This window comes from Ruegeria sp. CDSA033 (assembly GCF_059612305.1).
The window spans coordinates 12,719-30,238 of sequence record NZ_JBXWQI010000029.1 but is presented as its reverse complement, the minus strand read 5'-3'; the positions used below and the strand labels follow the sequence as shown (position 1 = coordinate 30,238).

Here is a 17,520-nt window from a genome sequence, read left to right as displayed (position 1 = left end):
TGCTTAAACTTAATGTGCATTACGCCGTTTCCGCGCTGCCATCTTGCGGCAACCATCCTTGCAATACTTGGCGCCCACGCGCTTCCACTCAGGCATGAGTTCACAGCAGTATTCGCAATGCCAGCCCACTGAATAGATCTGCACCAGCTTGTTTGCCCGCCGTGCAATCTAGAGTGCGTTTTTCCAAAGGTTGTGGATAAAGCTGAGCCACACCTGAGGCGGGCATTGCTCCTCTATTGTTGGTAATGCAACCGGAGTCTCTAAAGCTTAGGAAGTTGGATGGTCGGGATCGCTCTCGAGCAACCTCCTTGACTCGCGACACAGAACTTTCTGGGCAATTCTGAGAACGGCCGGCAAGCGCGATCAGACGCCCGCTGCATGAACAAAGCTTTTATTGCGATGGGGGTCTGGTAAGGGCTCTTACTTCCAGTCGGAACACACCGCAGAGAATGCCCGGAGCGAGCCCAATTTGTGATTTCGGTTTTATCGCTGCGCGCGCTCGCAGCGTCGAGAATGCCGCGTGTGCGAGAAATCCGGTACCGCTGTGCAGCGGAAGGACCGGTCATTCATACGGGCCGCAGCGAGTATCAGGCTTCGAATTCATGGGTCGCACAACAAAGTGAGCTCTTGTCTCCAGGATCCCAATGGCAGCGTAGTGCAGGGAGCGAGATCGCAGTGGACCTTATCAGGTGCAACCAACTGACTTCCCAGTTGAAGCCGTTGTAACTTTATCTTTCCTCAACGTGATCTGAAATGCCTTGCCATATGATCTATCAACGCGCGAACCCGTGCGGTCAAATGACGGTTAGGTGGATAGAGCGCGTAGAGACCAAAATTTTCTGTTTCGTATTCCGCAAAGAGCTGTTCTAGGGTTCCGTTTTGCAAGCATGACGCCACGGCGTAGTGAGGGCAACGCGCAATGCCGAGGCCCGCAATGGCCATATTAGCGATTGCTGCCGGCGCATTGGCATGGAAGGCACCAGCGACTTTCACGACAAAATCCCTGGCACCAGTTCGGAACCTCCATGCCGTTGCGTTGACCAGGTTGTCATCTACCAGGCATTTGTGGGTGGCGAGCGCCGTAGGGTCACCCGGCCGCCCTCGCGCTGTCAGATAGTCCGGAGATGCGCAGACGATAAGTGGCATATCCGCAAGTTTTTTTGCAATGAGTGTCGAATCCCTTAGTACGCCCACTCGGACGGCGAGGTCGAACCCTTCCTCAACCAAAGCCACTCTGGAATCCGAAAGTTTGAGCTCGATATCGACTTTCGGATGCGCCTGCATGAATGGCGCCAGGACTTGCGTCAGGTTGTTGCTCCCGAACCCAGTTGGTGCAGTAATGCGGATCGGACCCGACAAGGCAGACTGCCTTTCCTGCACCAGATCATCCAGCTCATCGATCTGTTCGACAAGCGGTTGGCACCGTTTGAGATAGGCGACCCCAACGTCCGTGAGAGAAACGCTTCTCGTTGTTCGGTTAAAAAGCTGGGTTGAAAGTCTACTTTCCAACTGCGCCACATATTTGCTGACAAGCCTGGTCGAAATACCAAGACGCTTCCCTGCCGCTGTGAACGACCCTTCTTGAGCCACGGCCAGGAAAGCACGCATCGTGTCAACCGTGTCCATTGTAACGCTCCTTTGGTACTTCGAAGATGGTTATTATGCTCAATACGTTCTTAGTTATTGAATAAAATATGTGATTATCACCAATGCAGTCACTTGTCATGTTTTATCCAGTGATCGCTGGTGAACCCCATCAGCTCTCGCTCAGGAAAACTCCTCCGAAAGGAAAAATCATGCCCAACGCCATCCGCATTCATCGACATCCGCTATCCGGCCACTCCCACCGGATCGAACTTTTCGCCAAGCTTGGCGGAATCAACCATGAACTGGTTGATGTCGATCTCTTGGCCGGCGAGCACAAAAAGGAACCCTTTTTGTCACTCAATCCGGCTGGTCAGGTGCCGGTCATCGAGGACGGAGATACCGTCGTGGCGGATTCTAACGCCATTCTCGTCTATCTCGCTCGCAAATACGCCCCTGACTGGCTGCCAACCGATCCCATCCACGAGGCCGAGGTTCAGAAATTCCTGTCTCTGGCCGCCGGGGATATAGCACACGGTGCCGCAACCGCTCGGCTTGTCACCGTCTTTGGCGCCCAACTGGATGCCGAGCGGCCCAAGGCAGTGGCCAGATCTGCATTCGAACGTCTCGAATCTCATCTGGATGGGCGAAACTGGTTGGTTGGTTCCACCCCGACAATCGCCGACGTCGCTATATACAGCTACACGGCGCATGCGCCCGAGGGGAACGTCTCACTTGACGATTTCCCCAATATCCGGGGCCTGCTGGGTCGTGTCGAGGCACTACCGGGCTTTGTGTCTATGCAAAGCACCAAGGTTGGCCTGGCCGCCTGATGAAACTTGGCGCCCAGGGCAGATGCCCGGGCGCCATTTTGCCAAGGAGAAATCCCATGTCCAGCACTGAACTTCGTGATCGCGACGCGTCCCCGTTTCACCGCGGCGAACACTTGGCGCAAGCGCGGCTGGGCGTCCGCGACATCGAAGAGTGGGCACGGCAAGTTGTCCGCGACCACTTACCGGAACAGCACCGCGACTTTCATACCGCCCTTCCATTCCTGGTGGTCGCAGCCCGGGACGGACAGAACAGGCCTTGGGTTACACTGTTGGAAGGGACCGAAGGTACTGTTACCTCGCCTGACAACAAAACGCTCTCTATCGACGCGTTGCCCGGCCAAGGTGACGCATTGCACAGTGCCATCCAGCCAGAAAGCGATATCGGCATTCTCGGCATCGAACTGGCAACCCGACGCCGTAACCGCGTCAATGGCCGTGCGGCCAATGTCACATCCGCAGGGTTTAACTTTCGCGTCGAGCAGACCTTTGGCAATTGTCCGCAATATATTCGGGAAAGAAAATGGCATCGGTTGAATGGCTCCGATCCTGGCCTTTCAACCAGAGGCCAGCGCCTCACCAAAGGGCAGATACAGTGGATTTCCTCCGCAGACACCTTCTTTATCGCAAGTGGTTATCGCGGAGAGGGTACGAGCCCGACATACGGGATGGATGCGTCGCATCGTGGCGGCGACCATGGCTTCGTTAAAGTTCTGGATGACGGGCGGCTGCAGTTCCCGGATTACGCCGGTAACAATCACTTCAACACAATTGGCAACATTCTCCTCGATCCGAGGGCCGGCTTGCTATTTGTTGATTTCGAAAGCGGCAGCTTTCTTCAGTTAACCGGCAAAGCCTCCATCGATTGGGACAGCGACGAGATTGCAAAGTTTCCCGGCGCTCGGCGGCTGATTACATTGGAGATTGATGAAGTTGTTGAGACGCGCTCTGCGGTCAGCCTCAGATGGAGCTCGGATGCGGACTCGGTTCGCTCGCTCCGCCTTGTCGAGAAAACGCCCGAAAGCGCTGATGTCACCTCATTCGTCTTCGCAGCACGGGACGGAGGAGCTCTGGCTAGTTTTGAACCTGGCCAGCATCTTCCGATCGAGCTTGAAATTCCGGGAATAAGCGAGCCTGTCAGTCGAACATACTCGCTCTCTAATGGACCCAATGAGCATCGCTATCGTATTTCCGTGAAACGTGAACCGAAAGGCATCACTTCGCAGTTTCTTCATGATCACCTCGAACCCGGCGCAATTATAAATAGCCGTCGGCCATCCGGGGATTTCGTAATGACCTGCAACAAGTGCCCATTAGTGCTGGTCAGCGCCGGTATCGGTGTCACACCGATGATGAGCATTCTTCACGCGGTCGCTAAAGAACCCGGCAACCGCCCGGTCTGGTTTGTCCACGGTGCGAGAGACGGTAAACACCACCCATTGGCTCAAGAGGTTCTGGAATTGGCATCCGCACGGTCAGGTGTCAGCGTGCATGTCGCCTATAGCCAACCCACTGGGGATGACCAGTTGGCCAATGCGTTTGACAGCCTTGGCCGCGTAGACGGCGCGTTGCTGGCGCAACTGGTTGATAACATCGACGCCCATTACTTCATTTGTGGGCCGGTGAAATTCATGGGTGAGCTGCAGGTCGATCTTGAGGCCCAGGGCATATCCCAGGAGCACATTCATACCGAAACCTTCGGTCCCGCCGGGTAATCTATACCGATCCGCCTCGATCGCGACCAAGGTACCAATTCTAGGAGTGAAGACATGCGTGATTCATATGATGTTGTAATAATTGGTGGCGGCAATGCCGGGTTCGGAGTGTCAGCTATTGCTCACGAAGCCGGAAAATCGATCGCATTTGTAGAAGCGCGTGAGTTTGGTGGGACCTGTCCCAACCGTGGCTGCACGCCCAAGAAAGTGTTGGTCGCAGCAGCTCACGCGATGCATGAAATTGAGCAAGCTTCGGTGCACGGGATCGAAGTGAGCAAGCCGAAGCTCGATTGGGCCAAACTGATCGAACGGGAAAAAGACCTTATCAGCTTTATTCCAGATGCCATGCTCGGTCTGGCGGAAAAGCGGGGCGACGTCTTTCGCGGCCATGCAACTTTCGTGGGGCCCAACAGTGTTGAAGTTAATGGTCAGGTCGTCCACGGCAAAAACATCGTCATTGCAACCGGATCAAGGCCAAGACCACTGCCTATTCCCGGCGCCGAGCACATGATCACGTCGGACGATGTCTTGTCGGACCCGGCATTGCCGAAAGAGGTTGTGTTCATCGGTGGCGGTGTCATCGCGATGGAGTTCAGTCACGTCTATGCACGGGCAGGTGTCCGGGTAACAATACTAGAAGCGCTGCCGCAGCTTCTGCCACGCCTTGACGGGGATGCGGTCAGCGCGCTGCGAGCGGAAACCGAACGTCTTGGCGTGGTCGTCAAAACCGGGGTTTCGGTAACAACCATCGAGAAATCAGGCAAGAAACTCAGGGTGCGGTTCGCGTATGAAGGCCGCGACCTAAGCGTCGTGGCCGAACGTGTTGTCAACGGAGCCGGCCGCATCGCCAATATCGAAGGCCTTAACCTTGCGACCGCCGGTATCGAGCATGACGGGCGAAGTATTTTGGTCGACGACACGTTGCGCTCCACCTCCAACCCGTCGGTGTGGGTCGCCGGCGACGCGTTGGAGCAATCCGCCCAATTGTCCCCGATAGCAACCTACGAAGGTCAGATTGTAGGCCAAAACATTGTGAACGGGTCAACCGAACAGCCAGACTACAGTGTTATCCCCAGTGCCGTTTACACTGTCCCCGCTCTCAGCACAGTCGGTCTGAGCGAGGCCGAGGCAAAGAAGCAGGGCTTCGACGTCTCTGTCATCATCTCGGACATGTCTGGTTGGATTTCTACCAAAACTTATGCCGAGACTGCAGCCTGGTCGAAGGTTCTGATCGACAAGAACACCGACCAGATCGTGGGCGCCCATATCCTGGGGCATCACGGCGACGAATTAATCCATCTCTTCGCCATGGCCATGCGTCACCGCATTTCCGCCAGTGACCTCAAGAACTCGCTCTATGCCTTCCCAACCTTCGCAGCGGACATCAAGTCCCTGATCTAGCAGCGTTGTCATCGAACCAACCATTGAAGAAGGAGTACTCCCATGGAACAGAAAGTCTGTTTGATCACAGGTGTCGGAGATGGAACCGGTACCTCAGTCGCCCGTCGGTTTGCTCGGGATGGATATCGCGTCGCCTTGTTGGCGCGCAACCGTGAGCGTTTGGCGGAACTTGAAAAGGAACTCCCAGGTTCGAGGGCCTTCGCATTCGATTTGCAGGACATTGAGCATCTGGTCGATGTTTGCCGTCAGGTGAAGGACGAAATGGGAACGCCGGAAGTGATTGTGCACAACGCCGTTCGGGCCACTTTCAAACCTTTTATGGAGGCAGATCCCGGCGAACTGGAGCGCAATTTTCGCGTCAACACCACTAGCCTGTTGTACTTGGCGCGCGAACTGACACCGGCAATGGTCGAGCGAGGCAGCGGTGCAATCATCGTCACGGGCAACACTGCAGCACTCCGTGGTGTTCCCAATTATGCACTCTTTGCCCCTACAAAGGCCGCGCAACGGATATTTGCGCAGTCCCTAGCCCGCGAATTGGGGCCAAAGGGCATCCATGTGGCTTATGTCGTGATCGATGCAGCGATCGACACACCATGGACCCGCGTGCCTTTCAATCCGGATATGCCCGAAGAGTTTTTCAGCAAGCCCAACGCCATCGCTGACGAAGTGTTCCATACCGCCCATCAAGACCGATCTACCTGGTCGTTTGACGTAGAACTGCGACCCTATGGAGAAAAATGGTGAGCAATCTTTGAAATGTCGGATGACCTATGAAGCCACAGGAGTTGACTAATTCGCTTTTGGAAGACGCCTCCGTGGTCTCGAGTACGCGCGCCATCGTAAAAATACCTAATCAACAGAGGCACAGTATGACTTGCGAAAAATTACAGCCTTACTTGACGGATGCCAATCTTCTCTTGGAAGCGGATCGTCGCGCCAACCGGTACCTAACTGAAATCGCTGACATGGATGCCATTCCGAAAGACTCGGCGCGCAATTCACTGTCTCGTTTTGAGGAAAACCTGCCAGAAAACGGGTTTGATGCTTTGGAAACTCTAAGACTTCTGGATGACGTGGGATCACCAGGCACTGTGGCATCCAATGGTCCGCATTATTTTGGATTCATTATTGGGGCGACTATCCCGGTCGCTGCAGCTGCTCAGCGAATGATGCTCGCATGGGATCAATGCGCCTCGACTTATACCAATTCCCCATCGGCGGATGTTATCGAAAAAGTTGCCGCACGCTGGATATTGGACATTCTTGACCTCCCTCGCGACAGCGGAGTTGCCTTTGGCACATCCGCAACTTCCTCAACCCTTGTTTGTCTGGCGACTGCGCGTCGGGAGTTGCTGTTGCGGAAGAACTGGAACCAGGACGTTCGCGGGCTGTGTGGGGCGCCCGAAATCCGAGTCGTCATATCGGAAAAGATACATGTGACAGTGCGCAAAGCGCTGCGTGTTCTCGGCTTTGGCGAACAAAATATACTTGTGGCGCCGGTTGATGAAAAAGGAAGCATCATTCCATCTAAGCTTCCCCAATTGGATGAAATGACCATCCTGTGCTTACAGGCTGGAGAAGTGAATACCGGAAGTTTTGATCCATTTCTACCATTGGTGACGGCGGCAAAAGCCGCCAAAGCTTGGGTACATATCGATGGTGCCTTCGGTCTTTGGGCGCGTGCTGCTCCGACAAAACACTATCTGACGGACGGGGTGGAAATGGCCGACAGCTGGACAACCGATGGACACAAATGGTTGAACACACCGTATGATGGAGCTGTGGGTATTTGTCGTGACCGTCATGCAATGGCCGCCGCCATGAATAGCGATGCAGACTATTCTTTGGCATCCGCAGACAGCCAGAAGAATCTCGGCATTGAATTCTCTAGAAGCGCCCGCGGCATTCCTTTTTGGGCCGTTTTGCGATCTCTGGGACGCACAGGGGTTGCGGCTATGATTGAACGGCACTGCGCATTGGCAGAATATGTAGCGGATGCGTTGGTTAAGGCCGGATATAATGTCTTAGTACCGCCCGTGCTAAACCAAGTTTTGTTCACCTTCGGAACTGGTGCAGAAACCGCGCAAATACAGTCTCTTGTCGCGGCCAATGCTAAGGTTTGGTTTGGTATGACTGTCTGGAACCAGGCACCAGCAATGCGGATAAGTATATCGTCCTGGCAAACTGATACTCACAATGTTGATCTGCTGATTTCTGAACTCACGGCTGCGGCACAGATCGTCCAATCAGCGACCAATGACAAACCGCGAAAATGTGTGGATTAAGAACGACAATGTCTGCGGATAGCGCCACTGACGTGGCGCAGGCAATTTTTCGCATCATACTTCAGAAAGCCCAAGGGGAGACATATGTTTAAAACCAATAGTCATGTGTGGCCTCGAGCGACATATCCATTCATGCCGAAGCCTCTTTCATCTGGGCGTTGAAAGAAACTGTGACGCCGAGACAGCTGACAAAAAACACCAGCCCGACCAGCATGATCAGCGTCCCTGCCGGGCCGGACAGGCCAAATGCACCCTAACCTGTTGGTAACACCATGGCTGTTGCGTCATTGCGATGTAGCAGAATCTTGTTCGATGGTGACCGCCGCAGCAATGGGCTCCCCGCCAAACACCAGATCCGAGTGATCGTTGGTGTTTAAACCGACTGATATTTCGTGTCGCCCGGGCGACAAGTCCGCCAGATGGTAGGCCGTTCCGTAGAGCCGGGTCACTTTTTCGCCGTCCACGTACAGATGTGCGTGCCCTTTATTGGGTGTATTGGGCTGATTAACGCTTTCTGCTGAGAACGCGAAATTTTCAATCGCCACAAAGACATTCCACCCGGCAATCGCGTCCTTCGCGACGCGGATTGAAACCTCTGGCACATTCTCGAGATCAACTTCGAATGTGCCATGCGCTTCTATGTGGTCATGGGTCAGATGGTTTGAATGATCTTCCGGTGGTGGCGACGCCACGAGCGGCGCCAACAGAATTCCCAGAAAGATACATATGATTGTCCAGTAGAGCCCATAGATCGGCCTGACTTGAATTGTGTCGAGAAACTTCATCGTAGTCGCCCTTCAAATATCGAGCATTTTCAGACGTGCAAATGACCGGTCACGCCATCTTCGTTGCCGCAGATCTCTAACGCCCTACCTTCAATCGCTGCCCGTATCCCAACAGAAGCAAGACAAGAGCCGTTGCGATGATCGGCAGGTGACCGATCAGCTCGGCCAATGCCTCGTCCTGCTTGTTCTGGATCAGGAAAACGATGTTGGACGTCAGCATCAAACCCGCCAGGGCAAGTGTGGCCAATCGCGTCACAACGCCGAGCACCAGGATGAGTCCGAAGACCACTTCCATGACTCCGGCAGACAGGACGAACAAGCGATCCTCGAACCAATCAAAACCGAGTTTGGGCATGAAGTTCCACTGATAATCCGCAATGAAGGCTTGACCGAGCGCCGCGCCATAGAGCTTTTCCGAGATACCAAGCGTAATCAAAGAAAGGCCGGTGAAGATCCGAAGCATATCCACTGAATAGGGCTTCAGTCGCGTCCGCGCACCCTCGGACGGGAAGTAGTTGAACAACAGGAATAGCGCGATTCCGACGACGTTCGCATACTCGAATGATCGGATCAGACCGAATTGGATCAGCATGCCGGCATACAAGATCAGCATCAGAATCGCGGCGTGGTGAAGGAAATGATTGCTGAGCAGCAGCACTCCGATCCCGGCCTGAAGAAACAGCAGAACCGTGCCGAGCCCGCCATAAGCCTGCAGGTGCGGCGCGACAAGCGCACCGTCATAGGCCGTCAGCAGAAAGGACATGCCCGTCAGAACGCGCATCAACTCCATAACATCGTGCCTGATCTTGGTACTTGCGATTGGCAGGTCTGGCAGTTTCCTGTCCAGAACGATCGCAATTCCCACCATGGCGGCCGCAATGGCTATCCATATCAGAACAGCCGGTTCTGACAGGGAATAGGGTTGGTACGTGGTGGCCCCGGGACTGTCGGCGGTCACGAACCAGTGCACATGGGCCTGCACCAAAGCTGGTGAAATCAAGACGATGCCAAGCAAGCCCCAAAAGAGAAGTGGCTTGGCCGTGACGCGGCTCTTTAGCAGGGATCCCTTCGCGTCTTGTTCTCTATTCAGTGCGGCGTAGGCATCAGTAAGTCGGTTGGCTTCAATCTTGGACATTTCTCTACCCCTTGATTGATCACGTTGCCCGTTGGTCATCCGGTTCCCGCAAACTTAGGCCGTTGGGGCTACATGTTTCTGGGGGCGGCGACGCGCAGACTTCAAATTGGATTGTAGAACGATGGTGGCGGTCACAACCAGAACGACCCCGGGCCACGTGGCAATAGGCGGCAGTGGTGCCCCGAACAGCACCCCAAGCAGTAGGACCAAAGCCGGGTTCAGAAATGTATAAGATACAACCCGTGTCGGCCCGATCTTTGTGGTGCTCCACTGGAAGATGACGAACGTGACGATCGTCGTGAAGACAGCAAGATAGGCGATGCCAGCAAAAACCTGTAGCGGTACGTCGCTCCAATCCATCTTGTCTAGACTGGGAAACGACAACAGAAACAGCCAGATCGAACCGGTCGCCATGGTCCAGAACGTCATCCTCGCCATGGGCTCGCCGCGATGAAGGACTTTGACCAAGGTGCTGTAGATGGCGAGCGAGATTGTCCCTGCCAGAAACAGAAGGTCGCCTTTTCCCATGCTTAGGGACAGCACTGCGGAAAAGTCACCGCGGAAGACCACCCAGATCGCGCCGGCAGCACCGATCGGCAGGGCGATCCGAGCCGACAGGCCAAGCGGTTCGCGCAGCAGGATGGCTGCGATGATCGACGTGACGACGGGCGTCAAAGCAAAGATCGCGGCGGTGTTCAATGGCGTTGTCTGGCGCAGGGAGGCGAACATGCACCAGAAGAAGAAGACCAGAAAAACGCTAAGCACGCTGTATCGGACCATATCACCCGGGCGCGGCAGCGATATCCCAAAGCGCCAGACAACGATCGGTGCAAACAGCATTGTTGCCAGGGCAAATCTTAGAAAGGTCAGCACAATACTGTCCAGACCATCGGCAATGGCATTCACCACGGGAAAAGACGTGGCAACCAGCAGCGTAGCGGTCAGCATCAAGGCGTGAACGTAAAACTGCGATCCGCCTCGGGCCTTCTTGTCGGATAACGCGGGGATGGAATAGCGCGGCATCTCAAGTCTCCCTATTCCGCTGCAATGGTAGTGGGCGCGGCAGGAAAGCACCCCTCGAAGGCAATCTGATCAAGTGGCATCCGGCCGCTTGGCTCCTCTTCGGCCCTGAGGTCGTCAGGCAGGCCTGCAGGATCGGCCCGTCGTCCAATGCTGATTGCAATCTCCAGCTTGTACCGGTCCGGAAAGCGCAGCACATTTGGTGCTTCGTCAAACATTAATCCGGCCATTGCATGCGCGGCATAGCCAAGCGCTGTCGCTTGCAATGCGATCTGCGCCCAGGCCGACCCGGCATCGAAACTGTTGTAGTGAGAAATTGCTTCCGGTCGGTCGCCATCACCTGGCATTACCGTGTCCGACAATAAAAAGATCAATGCGGATGCGTCGATTGCCCAACGGCTGTTCAAAGGGTCCAGGACCGAAAGAAATTTGGGCCAGAGATCGTCGTTGCGCCGGGCGTAGAGAAACCGCCAGGGCTGAACATTATAGGCAGAAGGCGCCCAGCGACCGGCCTCGAGAATGGTCATCAGGTCTGCATCAGGAAGGAGTGACGCATCATAAGCACGTGGCGACCAGCGTGACAGGAAAAGCGGGTCTACGGGGTGATCAGGGGTTCTTGCGAGTTGCATATCAGGTTCTCCTAGTCTTCAAATTCAGTCGGAAACCTCTTGTGAGGGACGACAGGTTCCGGAGTTTGTGTTGTGTGAATATGCATTATTACGAAATAGTTTATAACATGGTTGTTGGTGATTTAACTATTCACTGATAGTAAATAGTAATGGATCGTATGACCGCGCTGACCGTGTTCAGAAACGTCGTAGAGTTTGGCAGTTTTGCTGAGGCATCTCGCAAACTCGGCTTGTCGCCTGCCGCAGTCAGCAAAAATGTCAGTGAACTCGAGGCCCACCTCGCAACCCGTTTGATCAACCGTACGACGCGACGCATGAGCCTGACTGAGGCAGGCGCGCTCTACTTCGACCGGGTCGCCCAAATCCTTGAGGACCTCGAAGAGGCCGACGGTACGCTTCTGGCCATGCAGAGCGCGCCATCCGGCTTGTTGCGGGTCAGCGCGCCGATGACGGTCACGCTTGTCGGGCTGTCCGAGGCGATCCCCAGATTCCTCGACCGTTATCCCGAGCTTACTTTGGATCTGCGTCTTGAAGACCGCAGGGTTAACCTTGTTGAAGAAGGTTTTGATATTGCCTTGCGCGGGTCTGACAATCTTGAGGATTCTGCCCTTATCGCGCGTAAACTGACGACCATGGATCACGTGTTGTGCGCATCGCCCTCTTACTTCAAAACCTACGCCCGCCCGGAAAAGCCAGAGGAGCTGTCTCAGCATACTTGCGTACAATTCAGCCTGTCGGATCATGCCGCAGAATGGACATTTCGTAGAAACGGTCGCGCGGTGAAAGTGCCGATTCGGAGCCGCTACAAGGTGTCGTCCAGCCTGGCCGTACGCGATGCGTTGCGTGCGGGCTTTGGCCTCAGCCTCATTCCCAGAATGTACGTCGAAGACGACCTCGCGTCCGGTCGGCTTACGTCCGCCCTTGAGGACTGGACGCCGAACGAGACATTCCTCTACGCGGTTTACCCCTCCAGGCGCTATGTCGTTTCGAAAGTCCGCGTGTTCCTCGACTTCCTGATCGATGAATTCGGCCAATAGATCGGACTTGTTTTGGCGTCTCATTGCCGCCTCCACAATGCAAGGGCCAGGGATTGACGCGCATCCAAAAAAATGCGCGTTCATTGTTCTTGAGTGTCGTGTAATTTGATCCATCACCGAGCACGCTCCGCAGCCGATCGCGTGCCGAGTGCCATGTGCACCAGGCGGATGAGCATCATCGCGTGCGTCACAATGAGGACCGGGACAACAAAGGTCGGGATGTACCAGGCAGCTTGGAAGTGCGGCACGGCCTCAACTTGCTGAAGGGCGTTGGCCAGATCGTAGACGCCGATAATATTCAATGCCCACAGCAAAGGCAGCGCCACCGCCCAACCTCGCCATAGGGCGGTCAGCGTGAGTGTCGCCGCCAGAGCGGCGGACAAATCACCGTAACCAGCCTCGGCTGCGAACCCGCCGGGCATGGTTTCAGCCACCACGCCAGGCACGAGGAACACCAGTCCCAGATGTCGAAATGCATGCGGTACGGCCAACCAGAACATGGCATCCCGCCAAGCCAGTTGGTCTAGAACAGGCGTCACGCGAATGGCGACCAGAGTGCAGACAATCACGCTGAGGCCAAGCTGCAACATAAAAATCAGATCAATAGGCATAACAATTCCTCCTTTTGTGCAGATCAGGCCGCTTGGTCGTTGTTGGTCACCCGGACATCCAGCGCTTCCAATTTGGAGACACGCGCTTCCAGATTTCGGATGCGTGTCTGGAGCAATTCAGTTGGATCAAAGTGGATTGCTTCGTCCCAGGCCTTCAAAAAAGCGGTGATCCGGCCAAATCGAGTCTCGTTTTTGGGGGTGATGTCGATCATCTCTTCGTCCTTTCCGTTTCAGTTGAATTTCGATGAGGGAAAGGATGGCCGCAGCACACCAAGATCAGGAGTTTGTAACGGTTACACACGCACGTGTTTTTTGGTTAACGCGTTGATAAAATGTACTTTTATAAACTAACCTGCCGTAGCTGACGTGCGGTCCTTCAGGCACGCTGCTCCGACGGTTCCTTTGAGGCGGCTTTCTCCAAATTCAGTGCGTGTGACTTCGGCCATCAGGCTCCGCGCTTCGTGCGGCGAGGTCAGGGACGTTGCGGTCCGTTGGACGAAGCCGGTGTTGCCGCGTAATCTTGATCAGACTGGGGAGAGAGGTGGCCGAGATCGCAGAGATAGGCCGAGCCAACAATGTGCAAATTCGAGAGCAATTGGATCGTGTTCTCGGAAGTGAGACCTTTGTTCACGGCGAACGTCAAAGCCGTTTCCTTCGCTATGTCGTCGAACAATCTCTCTCTGGTAAACAGATGAATTTGAACCAATACAGCATCGGTATTGATGTCTATGACCGTGACGAAAGCTTCGATCCTGTGATTGATTCAATTGTCCGGGTCGAGGCAGGCCGCCTGCGGTCGAAGTTGACTGAGTTCTACGCGCATGACGGACGGAATGACGCTGTTATTATCGAGCTTCCGAAAGGCGGGTACGCACCGAAGTTCACCCTACGCGCAGAGCCTGTCACCCCCCCGACACTGACTGCACCATCGAATGAACGCACAGAATTGCCCCGCCGTTTGATCGTGGTTCTGGCTGCCGTTTGCGTTTCGGCTGTCGTTCTGTGGTTTATCGTTGGCTTTGGTGCAGGCGATCCAGGAGAACCGGATACGGTGCAATCGGACCAGGTTTCTATCGCTGTACTTCCGTTTGACAACATGAGCCCGGATCCGAATCAGGGATATTTCAGCGACGGTATTACGGAAGATATCATTACGGACCTGTCCGTCATCTCCGGCCTCCGAGTCATCGCCCGGCATTCGACGTTTGTTTACAAAGGCCAACAGGTTTCCATTAAAGAGATTGGGGAAGCTCTGGACGTCGGCCATGTCCTGGAGGGAAGTGTCCGGCGCGACGGCGACAGGCTGCGGATCACGGCGCAGCTGATCGATGTCACAACTGATGCTCACATATGGGCCGAGCGTTTTGACCGTAGTGCTGCAGACATCTTTGAAGTCCAGGACGAGGTCACACGCCGGATCGTCGAAGCACTGGAAGTCGCCCTGACCGATAGGGAAGCATACCGTCTCGACCATCGCGGCACGGCTGATCCCACGGCGCATGACCTTCTGCTTCGTGGTCAGGAGCAGTTCTATAGGTTTGACCGCACCAGCGTTCTCGCGTCCACCGATCTCTTCGGCCGCGCTATTGAAGTCGATCCGAACTATGCCGATGCTTATGCTTGGCAATCGCGCGCGTTGACGTTTTCATTTTTAGCCGGTCACAATCCTTCAAAGGGCGAAACCGTTGACGCAGCCATTCAGTTGGCGCGAAAAGCTCTGACGATTGATCCGGACCTTCCGGCGGGACACGCCAATCTTGCCTGGGCGCTCCGCTGGGACAAGGATCTGGACGGGGCTCTGGCTGCGGTCAATCAGGCCATCGCTCTTGACCCAAATTTCGCCGATGCGTTCTTATGGAGGTCGCTCATCCTTTCGACAAATGTCGACGGCGATGCCGCATTGCAATCTATCAACAAAGCCTTTCGTTTGAATCCGAACTACAGCGTCACCTACGTATTTGCGCTTGGACGCGCTCAATTCTTACTTGGTGATTATGAGGCTGCCTTGAGGCAGTTTCGTCGCGCACATGATCGCAATTCCAATTTCTTGCCGGGCAGAGTGTACGAAGCGTTTACATTGTCCAAACTCGATCGTGAGCAAGAAGCCAACCGGGCTTGGGCGGAACTCGCGAAAACACACCCAAACTATCCGCAAAGTCCCAGCTATCAGTCCATTCTTTTGGAGTGGGGAGCGTCGGAGTGAACTTTGCAGGAGTCGTGCCCGAAATAGGTCGACTTTTTAATGCGTCCAAAGGCTTAATCAGCTCACCAAACTCCAATAACACCCATCCGAATGTTGATGAGCGTTGTAAGGTACGATCTGGAAGTCGACGTTGGCGCAGGCTCGATGCGGGTCCGTTTTGTCTACTCCTTACTCGTCTGCCCGACGTACGGCGAAGGGTTGGTTCGGAATTTCTAGTTTTCGGCGTGCTTGAATGACTGCAAACGGGAAACGCGTCGTGTTGCAGAACTCTTGATGCTTCATGTGCACGGTGATGCTGCGCCAGCGAAGGTATTAAATCCAAGGTCGGGAAAGTCCGCTGCCCTGCCATCTGCGAAGCGCCTGGGAATGTCCGGTTTGCGCGATTTGCGACCTGCTGCAAGTGTGAAAGGCGGAAATGGGACCAAGGGCAGCTCCGGGCTCAAACCTACAATTTTTGGCAATGCGGCAAAGGTCTTCTTTTCTAATGCGAGCTGCTTGCTGAGACGGGAATTGTTTTTTAAGGTCTGAGCACACAGTCACAATCTACAACGGGAGGGCACAAGCTGAACATGCGTATCATCCGCCGACTTCAGCATGGTCCCCGTTTCGCCCTGTAAATGCGTTTGCAGGGCGGGCCCGAGAAATAGCCTTTCAATCGGTCTGCCCAAAGCCGCACCGCGGCACCTCTTTTTATGAGCAGAGACTCCGATGACTGTGATGAACATCAACGCTTTAAGCGTAATCCGTGGCGACCTCCTTTTCGATGAACTGAACCTGACAATTTCCAAGGGTGATCGTATTGGATTGGTTGCCGCCAATGGGCGCGGTAAGACAACACTTTTGGAATGCATGGCCGGTCAATCCGAACCGACCAACGGGAGTATCGTCCGGATGCGCGGTTTGCGAGCGGGATACGTGACCCAATACGTGCCGGAACGCGCCTATGCCAAAACGCTCTATGAGTGGGTGCTGGGTGTCCTTCCTGCCGAGCAGGCAGAATACGAAAGCTGGCGTGTGGATGTCGTGCTTGGTGATCTGAGTGTTCCGTATGAGTTGCAGCATCGTCTGCTCAACGAATTGAGCGGCGGGTGGCAAAGGACTGCATTGTTGGCTGCCGCCTGGATTCAGGAGCCAGATATCCTATTGCTGGATGAACCAACCAATCATTTGGATTTGCAGCGTATAGGCTTGCTCCAGCACTGGTTGTCTGCCTTGCCACGTGAAGTGTCCATTGTCGTGACGTCTCATGATCGAGCATTTCTTGATGCGACCACCAACAAAACGCTGTTTCTGCGCGCGAAAAGGTCACGTGTTTTTTCACTCCCGTTTTCGGCAGCGCGGGCGGCGCTTGATGAAGCTGATGCTGCTGACCAACGGCGGTTTGCCAATGACTTGAACAAAGCGCAGCAGCTGCGCAAGCAGGCCGCGAAGCTGAAGAACATAGGCATCAATTCTGGGTCTGACCTTTTGGTAACCAAAACCAAACAGCTAAATGATCGCGCGGCGCAGATTGAAGCGACCGCCAAACCTGCCCACTACGAGCGCAGCGCCGGTGATATCGGACTGGTCAACAGCGGAACTCATGCCAAGGCTCTGATCAAATTGGATGATGCACGGGTCGAAACGCCTGACGGTCGCTTGTTGTACAAGACCGGGCGGAAATGGATTCTGCCAGGAGACCGCATCGTGCTTTTGGGGGCCAATGGTACCGGCAAAACCCGATTGGTAAAGATGGTGCAAAGCGCACTTTCAGGGAATGGTAGGGCGGTCAAATGTGCCCCATCGGTTGTGCCAGCCTATTCAGACCAGCATCTGAGCCAGCTTTTGGAAAACGACACACCGATGGTCGCTGTTACAGGGCAGTTTGACATTGGTGATCAACGCGCGCGTGGCGTTTTGGCGGGTGCGGGTGTGAACATACAGATGCAAGACACCAAAATCGGTGCGTTGTCTGGTGGGCAAAAGGCGCGCTTGGCAATGCTGATCCTACGGCTTAGGAATCCGAATTTCTATTTGCTTGATGAGCCGACGAACCATCTCGACATTGAAGGACAAGAGGCTCTCGAGGATGAATTGATCACACACGGCGCTTCATGTTTGCTTGTTAGTCACGACCGCAGCTTTTTGCGCAATGTCGGCACTCGGTTTTGGCTGATCACAGATAAAGGTCTGGAAGAAACGGACAGCCCGGAGCCATTTTTGGCAAGAGAGATGGAGTCATAGTGATCATTTGGCTCAACATTTTGTGTAGGGCGGTCGGCATCGAAACGGACTTTCGTGTG

General features: G+C 54.7%; 15 protein-coding genes. 8 read left to right on the top strand and 7 right to left on the bottom strand.

The features are described 5' to 3' along the window. Nucleotides 1-738: 738 nt before the first annotated feature. A complete protein-coding gene (locus AC2FLA_RS20985) occupies nt 739-1,626 on the bottom strand; it encodes a LysR family transcriptional regulator (protein ID WP_496724994.1) in 888 nt (295 codons plus the stop codon). A gap of 170 nt (nt 1,627-1,796) precedes the next feature. Between AC2FLA_RS20985 and AC2FLA_RS20980 the strand changes: the two genes are divergently transcribed. The 5 genes from AC2FLA_RS20980 to AC2FLA_RS20960 are packed head-to-tail and all read left to right on the top strand — an operon-like array spanning nt 1,797 to nt 7,818. Further along, a complete protein-coding gene (locus AC2FLA_RS20980; protein WP_496724992.1) occupies nt 1,797-2,417 on the top strand; it encodes a glutathione S-transferase family protein in 621 nt (206 codons plus the stop codon). Between the two features lie 56 nt (nt 2,418-2,473). Continuing rightward, complete coding sequence (locus tag AC2FLA_RS20975; RefSeq protein ID WP_496724990.1) at nt 2,474-4,129, top strand: FAD-binding oxidoreductase; 1,656 nt, start codon at nt 2,474-2,476, stop codon at nt 4,127-4,129. A gap of 54 nt (nt 4,130-4,183) precedes the next feature. Then, nucleotides 4,184-5,530, top strand: a complete 1,347-nt coding sequence (locus tag AC2FLA_RS20970) for a dihydrolipoyl dehydrogenase family protein (protein WP_496724988.1) — start codon at nt 4,184-4,186, stop codon at nt 5,528-5,530. Nucleotides 5,531-5,572: 42 nt separating this feature from the next. Next, nucleotides 5,573-6,277 carry an SDR family NAD(P)-dependent oxidoreductase gene (locus AC2FLA_RS20965; protein WP_496724986.1) on the top strand — a complete coding sequence of 235 codons (705 nt, stop codon included), beginning with the start codon at nt 5,573-5,575 and terminating at the stop codon, nt 6,275-6,277. Between the two features lie 26 nt (nt 6,278-6,303). Beyond that, nucleotides 6,304-7,818, top strand: coding sequence for a pyridoxal phosphate-dependent decarboxylase family protein (locus AC2FLA_RS20960; protein WP_496724984.1), 1,515 nt, complete (start codon nt 6,304-6,306; stop codon nt 7,816-7,818). Nucleotides 7,819-8,102: 284 nt separating this feature from the next. Here the strand turns inward: AC2FLA_RS20960 and AC2FLA_RS20955 are convergent, their stop codons facing one another. From AC2FLA_RS20955 to AC2FLA_RS20940, 4 genes are all read right to left on the bottom strand, one after another. After that, complete coding sequence (locus AC2FLA_RS20955; protein WP_496724982.1) at nt 8,103-8,603, bottom strand: hypothetical protein; 501 nt, start codon at nt 8,601-8,603, stop codon at nt 8,103-8,105. A gap of 76 nt (nt 8,604-8,679) precedes the next feature. Further along, the gene (locus AC2FLA_RS20950) at nt 8,680-9,738 is read right to left on the bottom strand and encodes a DoxX family membrane protein (protein WP_496724980.1); all 1,059 of its coding nucleotides are present in this window, start codon (nt 9,736-9,738) and stop codon (nt 8,680-8,682) included. 54 nt (nt 9,739-9,792) lie between these two features. Further along, on the bottom strand, nt 9,793-10,761 hold the full coding sequence (locus AC2FLA_RS20945; RefSeq protein ID WP_496724978.1) for a DMT family transporter: 969 nt from the start codon (nt 10,759-10,761) through the stop codon (nt 9,793-9,795). Nucleotides 10,762-10,772: 11 nt separating this feature from the next. After that, entirely contained in the window at nt 10,773-11,387 is a 615-nt protein-coding gene (locus AC2FLA_RS20940; protein WP_496724976.1) for a nitroreductase family protein, read from the bottom strand. A 149-nt stretch (nt 11,388-11,536) separates the two neighbouring features. On the opposite strand from AC2FLA_RS20940, the gene AC2FLA_RS20935 reads away from it, so the two are divergent. Next, complete coding sequence (locus AC2FLA_RS20935) at nt 11,537-12,424, top strand: LysR family transcriptional regulator (protein WP_496724974.1); 888 nt, start codon at nt 11,537-11,539, stop codon at nt 12,422-12,424. 113 nt (nt 12,425-12,537) lie between these two features. Here the strand turns inward: AC2FLA_RS20935 and AC2FLA_RS20930 are convergent, their stop codons facing one another. Together AC2FLA_RS20930 and AC2FLA_RS20925 are read right to left on the bottom strand one after the other, a co-directional pair. Further along, nucleotides 12,538-13,035, bottom strand: a complete 498-nt coding sequence (locus AC2FLA_RS20930) for a DUF8737 domain-containing protein (protein WP_496724972.1) — start codon at nt 13,033-13,035, stop codon at nt 12,538-12,540. A gap of 23 nt (nt 13,036-13,058) precedes the next feature. Then, complete coding sequence (locus tag AC2FLA_RS20925; protein ID WP_496724970.1) at nt 13,059-13,247, bottom strand: hypothetical protein; 189 nt, start codon at nt 13,245-13,247, stop codon at nt 13,059-13,061. A 329-nt stretch (nt 13,248-13,576) separates the two neighbouring features. Between AC2FLA_RS20925 and AC2FLA_RS20920 the strand changes: the two genes are divergently transcribed. Continuing rightward, nucleotides 13,577-15,238, top strand: a complete 1,662-nt coding sequence (locus AC2FLA_RS20920) for a tetratricopeptide repeat protein (RefSeq protein ID WP_496724968.1) — start codon at nt 13,577-13,579, stop codon at nt 15,236-15,238. A 708-nt stretch (nt 15,239-15,946) separates the two neighbouring features. Beyond that, the gene (locus tag AC2FLA_RS20915; RefSeq protein ID WP_496724966.1) at nt 15,947-17,461 is read left to right on the top strand and encodes an ABC-F family ATP-binding cassette domain-containing protein; all 1,515 of its coding nucleotides are present in this window, start codon (nt 15,947-15,949) and stop codon (nt 17,459-17,461) included. Nucleotides 17,462-17,520: the final 59 nt, after the last annotated feature.

Bases quoted from the DNA above. Each gene is read 5' to 3' on its own strand.
- AC2FLA_RS20985 (WP_496724994.1), bottom strand. From the start codon at position 1,626: ATGGACACGGTTGACACGATGCGTGCTTTCCTGGCCGTGGCTCAAGAA.
- AC2FLA_RS20980 (WP_496724992.1), top strand. From the start codon at position 1,797: ATGCCCAACGCCATCCGCATTCATCGACATCCGCTATCCGGCCACTCC.
- AC2FLA_RS20975 (WP_496724990.1), top strand. From the start codon at position 2,474: ATGTCCAGCACTGAACTTCGTGATCGCGACGCGTCCCCGTTTCACCGC.
- AC2FLA_RS20970 (WP_496724988.1), top strand. From the start codon at position 4,184: ATGCGTGATTCATATGATGTTGTAATAATTGGTGGCGGCAATGCCGGG.
- AC2FLA_RS20965 (WP_496724986.1), top strand. From the start codon at position 5,573: ATGGAACAGAAAGTCTGTTTGATCACAGGTGTCGGAGATGGAACCGGT.
- AC2FLA_RS20960 (WP_496724984.1), top strand. From the start codon at position 6,304: ATGAAGCCACAGGAGTTGACTAATTCGCTTTTGGAAGACGCCTCCGTG.
- AC2FLA_RS20955 (WP_496724982.1), bottom strand. From the start codon at position 8,603: ATGAAGTTTCTCGACACAATTCAAGTCAGGCCGATCTATGGGCTCTAC.
- AC2FLA_RS20950 (WP_496724980.1), bottom strand. From the start codon at position 9,738: ATGTCCAAGATTGAAGCCAACCGACTTACTGATGCCTACGCCGCACTG.
- AC2FLA_RS20945 (WP_496724978.1), bottom strand. From the start codon at position 10,761: ATGCCGCGCTATTCCATCCCCGCGTTATCCGACAAGAAGGCCCGAGGC.
- AC2FLA_RS20940 (WP_496724976.1), bottom strand. From the start codon at position 11,387: ATGCAACTCGCAAGAACCCCTGATCACCCCGTAGACCCGCTTTTCCTG.
- AC2FLA_RS20935 (WP_496724974.1), top strand. From the start codon at position 11,537: ATGGATCGTATGACCGCGCTGACCGTGTTCAGAAACGTCGTAGAGTTT.
- AC2FLA_RS20930 (WP_496724972.1), bottom strand. From the start codon at position 13,035: ATGCCTATTGATCTGATTTTTATGTTGCAGCTTGGCCTCAGCGTGATT.
- AC2FLA_RS20925 (WP_496724970.1), bottom strand. From the start codon at position 13,247: ATGATCGACATCACCCCCAAAAACGAGACTCGATTTGGCCGGATCACC.
- AC2FLA_RS20915 (WP_496724966.1), top strand. From the start codon at position 15,947: ATGACTGTGATGAACATCAACGCTTTAAGCGTAATCCGTGGCGACCTC.